This window comes from Streptomyces sp. NBC_00271, from assembly GCF_036178845.1.
Taxonomy (GTDB): Bacteria; Actinomycetota; Actinomycetes; order Streptomycetales; family Streptomycetaceae; genus Streptomyces.
In genome coordinates this window covers 9673679-9685357 of the sequence record NZ_CP108070.1, presented here as the reverse complement: position 1 = coordinate 9685357, position 11679 = coordinate 9673679, and the positions used below count along the sequence as shown (strand labels likewise).

Annotated in this window: 10 protein-coding genes; 7 read left to right on the top strand and 3 right to left on the bottom strand. The window is 72.5% G+C overall.

From position 1 onward, the window contains the following. Window positions 1-97: 97 nt before the first annotated feature. Both OG798_RS44060 and OG798_RS44055 read right to left on the bottom strand, forming a co-directional pair. On the bottom strand, window positions 98-1585 hold the full coding sequence (locus OG798_RS44060; protein WP_328758887.1) for a hypothetical protein: 1488 nt from the start codon (window positions 1583-1585) through the stop codon (window positions 98-100). Window positions 1586-1674: 89 nt separating this feature from the next. After that, window positions 1675-2178, bottom strand: coding sequence for a MarR family winged helix-turn-helix transcriptional regulator (locus OG798_RS44055; RefSeq protein WP_097223943.1), 504 nt, complete (start codon window positions 2176-2178; stop codon window positions 1675-1677). A gap of 221 nt (window positions 2179-2399) precedes the next feature. On the opposite strand from OG798_RS44055, the gene OG798_RS44050 reads away from it, so the two are divergent. The 7 genes from OG798_RS44050 to pcaDC are packed head-to-tail and all read left to right on the top strand — an operon-like array spanning window position 2400 to window position 8845. Continuing rightward, window positions 2400-3155, top strand: a complete 756-nt coding sequence (locus OG798_RS44050) for a CoA transferase subunit A (RefSeq protein ID WP_328758886.1) — start codon at window positions 2400-2402, stop codon at window positions 3153-3155. After that, window positions 3155-3814, top strand: a complete 660-nt coding sequence (locus OG798_RS44045) for a CoA transferase subunit B (protein ID WP_328758885.1) — start codon at window positions 3155-3157, stop codon at window positions 3812-3814. The genes OG798_RS44050 and OG798_RS44045 overlap by 1 nt, the downstream gene beginning before the upstream one ends. Then, window positions 3811-5013 carry a thiolase family protein gene (locus OG798_RS44040; RefSeq protein ID WP_328758884.1) on the top strand — a complete coding sequence of 401 codons (1203 nt, stop codon included), beginning with the start codon at window positions 3811-3813 and terminating at the stop codon, window positions 5011-5013. Before OG798_RS44045 ends, OG798_RS44040 begins: the two co-directional genes overlap by 4 nt. A gap of 10 nt (window positions 5014-5023) precedes the next feature. Beyond that, a complete protein-coding gene (gene pcaH / locus OG798_RS44035; protein WP_267063581.1) occupies window positions 5024-5794 on the top strand; it encodes a protocatechuate 3,4-dioxygenase subunit beta in 771 nt (256 codons plus the stop codon). Between the two features lie 2 nt (window positions 5795-5796). Next, window positions 5797-6360 carry a protocatechuate 3,4-dioxygenase subunit alpha gene (gene pcaG / locus OG798_RS44030; protein ID WP_095851393.1) on the top strand — a complete coding sequence of 188 codons (564 nt, stop codon included), beginning with the start codon at window positions 5797-5799 and terminating at the stop codon, window positions 6358-6360. After that, window positions 6357-7712, top strand: coding sequence for a 3-carboxy-cis,cis-muconate cycloisomerase (gene pcaB / locus OG798_RS44025; protein WP_328758883.1), 1356 nt, complete (start codon window positions 6357-6359; stop codon window positions 7710-7712). The genes pcaG and pcaB overlap by 4 nt, the downstream gene beginning before the upstream one ends. Continuing rightward, window positions 7709-8845, top strand: a complete 1137-nt coding sequence (gene pcaDC / locus OG798_RS44020; RefSeq protein WP_328758882.1) for a bifunctional 3-oxoadipate enol-lactonase/4-carboxymuconolactone decarboxylase PcaDC — start codon at window positions 7709-7711, stop codon at window positions 8843-8845. Before pcaB ends, pcaDC begins: the two co-directional genes overlap by 4 nt. Window positions 8846-8893: 48 nt before the next feature. On the opposite strand, the gene OG798_RS44015 is transcribed toward pcaDC, so the two are convergent. Continuing rightward, window positions 8894-11575 (bottom strand): ATP-binding protein, encoded by a 2682-nt coding sequence (locus tag OG798_RS44015; protein ID WP_095851396.1) that lies wholly within the window; start codon window positions 11573-11575, stop codon window positions 8894-8896. Between the last annotated feature and the right edge of the window lie 104 nt (window positions 11576-11679).

Below are 11679 nucleotides of genomic sequence, written 5' to 3'. Positions count from 1 at the left end.
AGTGGGTGCTTGGTGGGTGCTCTATGGGCGCTTGGTGAGGTGCTCGGCGGGCGCTCGGTGGGTGTGCACGGTGGCCAGGGGGGCGGAGATCCCCGGGTCAGCGAGCGTCCGTGTGGCGCGGGTGCGCTCGGTGCCAACGGGGGCGGTCGAGGCCGGGGAGCAGACGGCCGGATCCGGGGGCGGGGCCTGTCATGCCCGCCCTGAACAGGCCGTACGTGATCCGCCGTAGCGCGGCCGCCTCGAGCTCGTCCCGTAGCGGGCCGCTGCGCAGCACCGCGTCCGGACCCAGCAGGCCCTCGACGACATCCAGCGCACCGGCGGTGTCGCCATGGATCAGGCGTTCGCGGACCCCGGTGAGGCAGTCCGGACGACGGTGCGCCTCGTCGATGGCCCGCAGGCAGGGAAGCGGTGTACCGGTCAGCGCGACCAGCAGTTCCTCCCTGCGGATCTCGGCCGGGTCGTGGTCCAGCGGCGCCAGCACCCCGTCGACCAGGGCGATACGGTGCTGGGCTCCCCGGCAGTCCACGAGGCGTGGCTGCCCGGCCCGGCCCGATGTCCGGGCACGACCGGCCGGGCCATGCTCCAGCGCCCGAGTGGAAGCGGACGGCGGGTGATCCGGTACCAGAGCCGAGGCGACCAGCGGATGCAGCCGATCGACCTCGATCGAACCGGTGCGGATCAGTTCCAGGTCGGGCGGCAGCCAGGTGGCCGCGTCGGGCAGCACGGGCAGCGCGGAGACGCTGCCGTCCGTGGGCGCCGTCGCGATCCGCACACCGGGCGGCCCGACGCCGTCCCTGTCCGCGACCACGTCCAGGACCAGCCGGTCCCGGGCCCCGAGCCGCACGGCGACGGTACCGGTCGTCCGCCCCTGGGCCTGGAGCAGAATCCCCGCCTCGGCCGCCCAGCGATCCACGGCGCACCCGCGCCCCCGCAGCGCGATTCCCGGCGGATCCGGGATCTCGGGGCGGCCGTCGGCGGGCACCAGGTCGGCCCCGGACCGCACGCGCAGCTCATCGGTCCTGCGCGCGTCCCACAGATGGCGGTGCAGGTCGAGGCGGAAGCGGCGGCTGGGACGGGGGTGCGGATGCCGTCGGACACCGGCCTCGAAGTGGGAGCGGTCGTGCGGTCCGTCGTGAGATCCCACGCGGGGTCCGGCGTGCGGTGCGGCCCACACGGCGAGGCTGATCCGCTGACCGCCGTCCGCCCAGGCCGGTGGAGTCCGCACGACGAGGTGCACCGGGCCTACGCCGTCACGCCCTTGGGTGTCGTACCGGGCCAGGGCGATGGTCAGGCCCGGGCGCAGCAGCCCGTGCGGAGCGATCCTCGGCATGTGCCAGCGCAGCAGGTCGGGAGCCAGATGGCGGAGATCGGCCCGGATCCGAGCGGCGAGGTCGTGGCCGTAAGTACGCGCCACGGAACGCAGGTTGAGATCGACATCGATGCCTGCGGCGGCGCATGCCCCCGCCCAGTCCCCGGCACGGCGGCGGGCGGTCGCAGTCTCGATCATGGTGGGCGGCACGGCGAACTGTCGCACGGGCAGCCAGAAGGAAAGGCGGGAATCCCCAGTCGCGGTCTGAGTGAGCATCAGCACTCACCTTGCGCGGACGGGACCCCCATTCTGCCGACAGAGTGAGTCATCATCGCGGGGATCCTAGCGCTCCTGACCGTGATCTGTCAGATGTTTTCGCCTGGCGTCGCCTGGTGAAGGACCGCCCGGCGTTGCGTGGTGAGGGGTTCCGTCGGGTTGCGCAGCCCCTCCGCGGCGTCCGAGACACGCTGGATGAGGTCGAAGAAGACGGTCTGCTCCTCGGCGGAGAGCGGGGCCAGGAAGACCTGGTTCATACGCGCCGTGCGCACGGTCAGCTTGCGGTGCGTACGCGTCCCCTCGTCGGTGAGGCGCAGTAGGAAGCGGCGGCCGTCCTGCGGATCGCGCACCTTGTCGAGCAGGCCCCGGCGGCTGAGCCGGCTGATGACCTCGGCGATGGTCGACCGGTCCAGGCCCACCCGCTCGCCCACCGTGCGCTGATCCAGTCCCGGCTCCGCGACCAGCGTGTTCAGGACCGCGAACTGCGGTGAGGTGATCTCCTCGGAGACCATCGTGTTCCACAGCAGATAGTGGGCCTGCTGGAGTCGCCGGGCGAGGTGCCCGGGGTGGGTGGTGAGGTCCACCGCGGCCATGTGCGCTCCCCCTGGGTGAGTCCGTCATTTCGTCGGTGCACTGAACGATACCGCGCATCACCAGGATACGTACCAGGGCGCTCAGGGCCGTACACCCGCCGATTTCATGGAAGTCTTGACGACATGGGCCGCTGGTGGCAGCGTGAGGGAAACCTCGCAGAAATAATCAGTGCCCTGAGCAATTGAGGGTCTGGACGCTTGGAAGAGATGGGGCTTCACGGATGGACAAGGTGGTCGCCACAGCCCTGGAGGCGGTGGCCGATGTGCCGGACGGCGCGACCCTGGCGGTCGGCGGTTTCGGGCTGAGCGGTGTGCCGAACGTGCTGATCGAGGCGCTGTACGAGCGCGGGGTCGGCGGTCTGGGCGTGGTGTCCAACAACTGCGGGGCGATGGAGTCCGGGCTCGCGGTGCTGCTGTCCGCCGGGCGGATCGCGCGGGTGACCGGCTCCTACATCGGGGCGAACAAGGAGTTCGCGCGGCAGTATCTGGCGGGTGAGCTGGAGGTGGAGATGATCCCGCAGGGCACGCTCGCGGAGCGGTTGCGTGCGGGTGGTGCGGGGATCCCCGCCTTCTACACCCCGGCCGGGGTCGGCACCCAGGTCGCGGACGGGGGCCTGCCCTGGCGCTACGACGGCTCCGGCGGGGTGGCGCTGGCGTCGCCGCCGAAGGAGGTGCGCGAGTTCGACGGCACCGAGTACGTGCTGGAGCACGGCATCCGCACCGACTTCGCGCTGGTCAGGGCCGCGAAGGGCGACCGGCACGGCAACCTCGTCTTCAACAGGTCCACCCGGAACTTCAACCCCCTCGCGGCGATGGCGGGAAGGGTGACGATCGCCGAGGTGGAGGAGCTGGTCGAGCCCGGCGCGATCGACCCGGACGCGGTGCATCTGCCGGGGATCTTCGTGCAGCGGGTGGTGGCCCTCACCCCCGAACAGGCCGCCGCGAAGATGATCGAGAAGCGGACGGTGAGCGGCTGATGGCGTGGACACGCGAGGAGATGGCGGCCCGTGCGGCACGCGAACTCCAGGACGGGCAGTACGTCAATCTCGGCATCGGGCTGCCGACGCTGATCCCCAACTACCTCCCGGCCGACGTCGAGGTGATCCTGGAGTCGGAGAACGGGATCCTCGGTACCGGCCCCTACCCCACCCAGGACCAGGTCGACCCGGACCTCATCAACGCCGGCAAGGAGACCGTGACGGTCCTGCCGGGCGCCTCCTTCTTCGACTCGGCGCTGTCGTTCTCGATGATCCGGGGCGGGCACATCGACGTGGCCGTGCTCGGCGCGATGCAGGTGTCCGCGGGCGGTGACCTGGCGAACTGGGCCATCCCGGGAAAGATGATCACCGGGATCGGCGGCGCGATGGACCTGGTCCACGGCGCCCGCACCGTCATCGTCGTCATGACCCACACCGCCAAGGACGGCACCGCGAAGATCCTTCGGGAGTGCGCGCTGCCACTCACCGGCAAGGCGTGCGTCAACCGGATCATCACCGACCTCGGCGTCCTCGACGTCACCGACGAGGGGCTGGTGCTCATCGAGACCGCGCCCGGCGTCACGGTCGCAGAGATCGTGGCCAAGACCGCCGCGCAGGTCCGTGTCGCAGCCGAACTCACCGAGGAGACCCAACCGTGAAGGACGTCTACATCGTCGATGCGGTCCGCACCCCCATCGGCAAGTACAACGGAGGCCTCGCGTCCGTCCGCCCGGACGACCTCGCCGCCCACGCCATCCGGGAACTCCTGGCCCGCACCCCGGACCTGGACCCCGCCCGGATCGAGGACGTCTACCTCGGCAACGCCAACGGCGCCGGTGAGGAGAACCGCAACGTCGCCCGCATGGCCGCCCTGCTCGCCGGCCTGCCCACCTCGGTGCCCGGGGTGAGCGTCAACCGGTTGTGCGCCTCCGGACTCGAAGCCGTCATCCAGGCCGCCCGCGCGATCGCCGTCGGCGACGCCCACATCGCCGTGGCAGGCGGCGTGGAGTCCATGACCCGCGCCCCCTACGTCCTGCCCAAGAACGACCGGCCCTTCCCCGCCGGACACACCGAGCTGTACTCCACCACCCTCGGCTGGCGCATGGTCAACCCGAAGATGGACCCCCAGTGGACCATCCCGCTCGGCGAGTCCGCCGAACTCATCGCCGACAAACACAAGATCAGCCGCGAGCAGCAGGACGCCTACGCCCTCGCCTCCCACCGCAAGGCGGCCACCGCGCAGGCGAACGGCCTGTTCGACGGCGAGATCACCCCGGTCCCCGTCCCGCAGCGCAAGGGCGACCCGGTCGTCCTCGCGGCCGACGAATCCGTCCGCCCCGACGCCTCCCCCACCGCCATGGCCAGGCTCAAGCCGTCCTTCCGCACCACCGACGGCACGGTCACCGCGGGCAACGCCTCGCCCCTCAACGACGGCGCCGCCGCGCTCCTCCTGACCGACGAGGAAGGCCTCAAGGCCACCGGTCGTGAACCTCTCGCCCGCGTCCGAGCCACCGGCGTCTCCGCGACCGACCCCCAGTACTTCGGCCTCGCCCCCGTCGAGGCCGTCACCCGCGCCCTGGCCAAAGCCGGCAAGACCTTCGCGGACCTGTCCGTCCTCGAACTGAACGAGGCCTTCGCCGCCCAGGTCCTCGGGTGCCTCGCCGAATGGCCCGAATTCGACCCCGCGATCCTCAACCCCCAGGGCGGCGCGATCGCCCTCGGCCACCCCCTCGGCGCCTCCGGCGCCCGCCTCGCCGGCACCGTCGCCCACCAACTAGCCCGTCAGGGCGCCGGCACCGGCATCGCCACCCTCTGCATCGGCGTCGGCCAGGGCCTCGCCCTCGTCCTCGAACGATAGGAAGTCGACCATGGCCCTCACCCAGTCGGACATCGACGTCGAGATCAAGGATCTCCAGGACGTCTACGACAAGGCGGTCGCCGGCGGAGCGCCGGTGCGCAACCACCCGTCGCGCGACTACCCCCCGTACCGCAGCTCCCTGCTGCGCCACCCCAAGCAGCCGCTGGTCGCCGTCGACGGCGGTGACCCGGAGACGGTCGAGCTGTCGGGTCCGGTGTTCGGTGTCACCGACATCACCGAGCACGACAGCGACCTGACCATCCAGCACCGGGGCGAGCCGATCGGCGAACGCATGACCGTCTCGGGCCGGCTGCTCGACCGCGACGGGCGTCCCGTGCGCGGTCAGCTCATCGAGATCTGGCAGGCCAACGCCGCCGGCCGGTACGCCCATCTGCGCGAGCAGCACCCGGCGCCGCTGGACCCCAACTTCACCGGTGTCGGGCGCACCCTGACGGATGATCAGGGCCGGTACCGGTTCACCACGATCAAGCCGGGCCCCTACCCGTGGGGCAACCACACGAACGCGTGGCGGCCCGCGCACATCCACTTCTCGGTCTTCGGCACGGCGTTCACCCAGCGGCTGATCACCCAGATGTACTTCCCGAGCGACCCGCTGTTCCGCTACGACCCGATCCTGCAGTCCGTGACGGACCAGGCGGCCCGCGACCGTCTGATCGCCACCTACCAGCACGATCTCTCCCAGCCCGAGTTCTCCATGGGCTACGCATGGGACATCGTCCTCGACGGTCCCTCCGCCACCTGGATCGAGGAAGGCCGTTGACCATGACCGAGCGGTTGCTCCCCACCCCGTCCCACACCATCGGCCCCTTCTACGGCCACGCGCTGCCCTTTCCCGACGGCGGCCAGGTCGCACCGCAGGGCCACCCCGAGGCGATCACCCTGCACGGATACGTGCTCGACGGCGCGGGCGAGGTGATCCCGGACGCCCTCCTGGACTTCTGGCAGGCAGCTCCCGACGGCTCCCTCAAGGGCGCCCCCGGTTCGATGCGCCGCGACCCGTCGACGGGCGGCTTCCTCGGCCGGAGCGGCGTCGACTTCACGGGCTTCGGCCGGGTCGCCACGGACGCCGACGGTCGGTACGCGCTGCACACCCTGCCGCCGGGCAACGCCGGGCTTCCGTACATCAGCGTGTGTGTGTTCGCGCGCGGTCTGGTGCACCACCTCTTCACCCGCGCGTACCTCGCCGACGGCGCCGACCCGCTGCTCGACTCGCTCCCTGCCGACCGGCGCGCCACGCTGATCGCGGCCGCGGGCGCGAACCGGACGTACCGTTTCGACATCCGCCTTCAGGGCGAAGGCGAAACGGTCTTCCTGGAGTTCCAGTGACAGCTGCCGGCCCGGTCCGCTCCGAGTCCGACGCCGATGCCGATGCCGATGCCGGACTGCTCGCCCCCGGGTGGGCGGGCTCCCCGGCGGCGTCCGCGACCTCGGACAGCGCGTTTCTGGGGGCGCTCCTCGACGCGGAGGCGGCGCTGACCCGCGCTCAGGCGGGACTCGGGCTCGCGCCGGACGCGGCGGCGTCGGCGGTGTCCGCCTTGGCCGCGGCGGACCTCGACGTCAGGTCGATCGCGCTGCGCGCCCGAGGCGGCGGCAATCCGGTGATTCCGCTGGTCGCGGATCTGACAGCGGCGGTCGGCAAGGAGTACGGGCCCTACGTCCACCGGGGTGCGACCAGCCAGGACATCCTGGACACGGCGCTGATGCTGGTCGCCCGTCGCACGCTGGACCTGATCCTGGCGGATCTGGAGCGGACGGCGCGGGCCCTGGGCCGACTCGCCGCCGCGCACCGGGACACGGCGATGCCGGGGCGGACCCTCACGCAGCACGCCGTACCGACGACCTTCGGGCTGAAGGCGGCGGGGTGGCGGTCGCTCGTGCTGGACGCGCGGGACCGGCTCGCGGCTCTCCGGCTCCCGGCCCAACTGGGTGGCGCCGCCGGGACGTTGGCCGCCTTCGCGGCCTTCGGCGCCGAGGATCCGGGCGCGCTCGTGGCGGCGTACGCCGGTGAACTCGGCCTCGTGGAACCGGCGTTGCCCTGGCACACCCTGCGGACACCGATCGCCGACCTGGCCGGCGGCCTGGCCTTCACGGCCGGGGCCCTCGGCAAGATGGCGGCCGATGTGCTCACCCTCTCCCGCACGGAGATCGCCGAGGTCGCCGAGGGGAGCGGTGGCGGGTCGTCCGCGATGCCGCACAAGGCCAACCCGGTGGCGGCCACCGTGATCGCCGCCTCCGCGCGGCGCGCGCCGGGGCTCGCCGCCACGCTCTACGGGTCGATGGTCGCCGAGGACGAGCGGCCGGCCGGTGCCTGGCACGCCGAGTGGGAGCCGTTGCGCGAACTGCTGAGGCTGGTCGCGGGCGCCGCGCACGACGCCGCCGAACTGGTCGAGGGGCTCCGGGTGAACACGGACGCCATGCGCGATCACCTCGCTCTCACCCATGGATTGATCGTCTCCGAGCGCCTGGCCGTCGCACTCGCCCCGGTGCTCGGGCGGGCCCGCGCCAAGGAGCTGCTGACCCGGGCCGCCGAGCGGGCCGTGGCGAAGAACCGGCCCCTCGTGGACGTACTCGGCGAGGAGCCGGAGCTCAAGGAGCTCGACCTCGTGGAACTCACCGACCCCACCCGCTACACGGGCTCCGCGGGAGCCCTCACCGACCGTGCTCTGGAGCGAACGTGACCCGCACCCTGCTCAACCACCGCGCCGAGGGCCCCGAGACCGCTCCCCCCTTGCTCCTCGGGCCCTCGCTCGGCACCTCCCACGCCCTGTGGGACAAGGTCGCGCCCGAGCTGTCCACCACCCACCGGGTGGTTCGCTGGGATCTGCCGGGGCACGGAGGGGCGGCGCCGGACCTGATCGGGCCGGGAGCCACCGTCGGTGACCTCGCCGACCTGGTCCTCGGCCTCGCCGACTCGCTCGGCATCGAACGCTTCGCCTACGCGGGCGTCTCGCTCGGCGGCGCGGTCGGTCTGTACCTCGCCGTCCACCACCCGGAGCGTGTGTCGTCCCTCGCCGTCATCTGCTCCTCGGCGCACTTCAACGGCTCCAAGCCGTGGGAGGAGCGTGCGGAACTGGTACGCAGGGAGGGGCTGGCCTCGCTCGCCGAGAACGCGAACTCCCGTTGGTTCACGCCCGGTTTCACCGTACCGCGGTTGATCGAGGACCACCGGAACGCGGACCCGGAGGCGTACGCCGCCTGCTGTGACGCGCTGGCCGCCTTCGACCTGCGCGACCGGCTCCCCGAGATCTCCGTGCCCACCCTGCTGATCGCGGGCCGCCAGGACCCGGCGACGCCGCCCGCCCATCTGCGGGAGATCGCCGACGCGGTGGCGAGCGCCACGCTCGTCGAGCTCCCGGGAGCCTCGCACCTGGCGCCCGCGCAGTGTCCCGCGGCGGTCCTGACGGCGCTGCGGGCCCACTTCGACGGGGGCGCCGCGCGGGGCATGGAGGTGCGGCGCGAGGTGCTGGGCGACGCCCATGTGGACCGGGCACAGGCCCGGCAGACCCCCTTCACCGCCCGCTTCCAGGACTTCATCTCGCGCTACGCCTGGGGCGAGATCTGGACCGACCCGACGCTCTCGCGCCGCGAGCGCAGCATGATCACCCTGACGGCGCTGGTCGCACACGGTCACTACGACGAGCTGGCCATGCACGTCCGGGCGGCGCGCCGCAACGGGCTGACCCCGGAGGAGATCGGCGCCGTGCTGCTGCAGACGGCCGTGTACTGCGGTGTCCCGGCGGCGAACTCGGCGTTCGCGACGGCTCAGCGGGTGCTCGCCGAGGAGGAGGGCGACGACGGCGCCACAGGGTGACCCTGCCCGTCCGCTGCGGACATCTCGCCCTCGCGGACGGCCTGGCGGCTACCTCAGGCCTCTCCCTGTCGCCAGGACCTCCTCCGCCCTCGCCACCAGCCCGTCCGCCCCGCACGAGCGCGCCAGCGTCAGGCCCTTGCCGAGCTCCGAGACCGAGCGCGCCACGATGCCGTACTCGACGCGGGCCGCCGCGTGTTCGTACTGGCAGGGCGAGGCCTCCAGGTAGGTGACGGCCTGGGCGGCCAGGCGTACCGCACGCTGGCCCGATTCGAGGGCCGCCGCGCAGCGCAGTGCCTCACCGATCGCGGTGTCCGTGCCGAATCGCTCGGCCTGGCGGCGGGCGTCGGAGGCCAGTGCGGCGGCGCGGGCCGGGTCGTCCGAGGCGAGCGCGCGGGCGAGGTCGAGCGCCCAGGGCGCCATCACCGTGTTGTGGTGGCCGCGCGCCGCGGCGGCCTTCTCGGCGGCCTCGAGTTCGTTGATGCCGTCCTTGACGCGCCCGACGGCGAGCAGCAGCCGTCCGCGTACGGAACGGGTGTCGGGCAGCACGATGGTGGACGGGTACGGCGGTGCGAAGCCGTACTGCTCGGCGATCGCCCAGGCCTCCTGGACATCGCCGCGGGCGAGCAGTGTGTCGACGAGGCCGCAGGTGGCGGACCAGTACAGGGGCAGCCCGCGCCCGACCCGCTCGGCGATGCGCAGCGACTCGCGCAGGGTGGTCTCGGCGTCCCTGAGGCGGCCCCGCCTGCGGTGGGCGAGACCGAGGAAGGCGTGCGCCAGGGCGAGGTGGCCGCCGCTCCATCCGGCGCTCGTGTAGGAGCGCAGCGCCTCGGAGAAGAGGCTCTCGGCCCGGTCGAGCCGGTCCGCGTAGGCGTACGAACTGCCCAGCATCATGAGGAGTTCGATGCCCCACTCGGTGTCGGTCCAGCCGAGTCCGGGCGCGAGGCGGCCGTTGACGAGGGCACGGTCGCAGAGTTCCACGACCTCCTCCGCGCTCTCGCCGCGGGTCATCGCGTCGAAGCCGCGCAGTATCAGCAGGGCACGCTCGGAGTTGTCGCGTCCGGTGCAGGTCGTGACGAGTTCGGCGAGACTTCGTGAGCGTCCCGGAACGTGGTCCTCACCCGCGTGGATGCCCTCCCACATGTAGTGGACGGCCTGAAGCCGCATCCGGGCGGGGCTCGCGTCGAGCCGGGCGGCCTCCGCGTCGACCGTGCGGACGGCCTCGTCCAGCTGGTCGTTGTGGACCAGGGCCTGGGAGAGGCGGAAGACGGCGTCCACCCGCAGATCGCCGTCGAGGCCGGACTGGTCGAGCGCGGTGCGCAGATGGCTGATCGTGGTGGCGGGAGCGGTCAGGAGGGTGGCGCAGCCCAGTTCGTAGAGCACGCGCGCCTGGACTTCCGGAAGCGGGGGTTCCGCCAGGGCGCGCTCCAGGCAGCGCCTGGCCGCGTCGGGCGCGCCGACGGCGAGGTGTTCGCGGGCGGCCTCGCGCATCTGCTCGACGAGTTCGGGGTCGTCGTCCGGGTGCACTTCGAGGAGGTGGCGGGAGGCGGCAGCGGCTCCGCGGCCCGATTCGGTGACCGCCCAGGCGGCCTGGCCGTGCATCGCGGTGCGCAGCGCGTCGGGGATCGAGCGGTAGACGGCGCTGGCGATGAGGGGGTGTACGAACTCCAGGTCACCGTCGGCCAGTTCGCGGCTCGCGGATTCGGTCGGGGTGAGGATGCGGGCCGCGCCGAGCAGTTCGGCGCAGCGCGCGGCCTCGTCGCGCTGCATCCCGGCGAGCTGGGCGGCGAGGTCGAGCGAGATCCCGGTGCCGAGGATCGCGGCCGCCCAGGCGAAGCGGGTGGCGTCGATACCGAGTCCTTCGAGGCGGGCGACGAGTCCGCGCCCGCGTGCCGAGCGGTTCAGGGCGCGCAGTTCGGCGGCCGAGGCCTCGACCGGTTCCAACTCGCTGTCCTGCACCTTGGCGAGCAGTTCGACGGTCTCGTACGGGTTGCCGCCGGTGACCGCCCACACCTCGCGGCAGAACGGGGCGTCCGCGTGCTCCCCGAGCGTGGCGCGGGTCAGTCCGGCGGTGGCGTCGGGTGTCAGCGCGCTGAGCGTGCGGATCGGTCGGGCCGCGGCGGCGACGGCCTCCAGCTGACGGGCCCGCTCACCGCTGACGTCACCCGGCCTGCGGGCGACCACGACGAGGACGGGCAGGTCGTCGAGGCGCTCGGCGAACGCGACCAGCCACTGCAGGGTCTCCTGGTCGGCCCAGTGCGCGTCGTCGAGGATCAGGACGAGGGGCCACTCGCGCTTGGCCAGCCGCCGCGCCGCCGCGACCAGTCCGTCGCACACGCCCTGCGGGTCGGCCTGACGGTCGCCCGGTTCGGCGATGCCGAGCGCGGGTCCGGCGATGTCGTACCAGTCGCCCAGGTATTCGCGGGCCTCTTCGGGCATCAGCGAGACGATGGCGGGCTGGAGGAGCTGCCGTATGACGTTGAAGGGAACGGAGGTGACGGTCTCGCCGCCGCGGGCCGACCACACCGTGCAGCCGTGGGCCTCCGCGATCCGGCGCGCCTCGGCGAGCAGCGCGGTCTTGCCGATGCCCGCCTCGCCACTGAACACCAGCAGGCTGCCGGAGGACGAGGCGTCCGCGCGCAGGGCCTTGACGGCGTCCACCACGTCGGCGATCTCCGCCTCGCGCTCCCACAGGGAGGACGAGGCGGCCGGTCCCGGCCGTGCCTCCGTCATGCCGCTACCTCCCCAGGTCGCCCGTACGACGTACAGACATCGAGCCTAGCCGTCCGGAAGCCGATGTGGATGCGGGTCGGGGCACCTATTGCCGAGACGGGTGA

Bases quoted from the DNA above. Each gene is read 5' to 3' on its own strand.
- OG798_RS44060 (WP_328758887.1), bottom strand. From the start codon at position 1,585: ATGCTCACTCAGACCGCGACTGGGGATTCCCGCCTTTCCTTCTGGCTG.
- pcaG (WP_095851393.1), top strand. From the start codon at position 5,797: ATGACCGAGCGGTTGCTCCCCACCCCGTCCCACACCATCGGCCCCTTC.
- pcaH (WP_267063581.1), top strand. From the start codon at position 5,024: ATGGCCCTCACCCAGTCGGACATCGACGTCGAGATCAAGGATCTCCAG.
- OG798_RS44050 (WP_328758886.1), top strand. From the start codon at position 2,400: ATGGACAAGGTGGTCGCCACAGCCCTGGAGGCGGTGGCCGATGTGCCG.
- OG798_RS44045 (WP_328758885.1), top strand. From the start codon at position 3,155: ATGGCGTGGACACGCGAGGAGATGGCGGCCCGTGCGGCACGCGAACTC.
- OG798_RS44015 (WP_095851396.1), bottom strand. From the start codon at position 11,575: ATGACGGAGGCACGGCCGGGACCGGCCGCCTCGTCCTCCCTGTGGGAG.
- OG798_RS44055 (WP_097223943.1), bottom strand. From the start codon at position 2,178: ATGGCCGCGGTGGACCTCACCACCCACCCCGGGCACCTCGCCCGGCGA.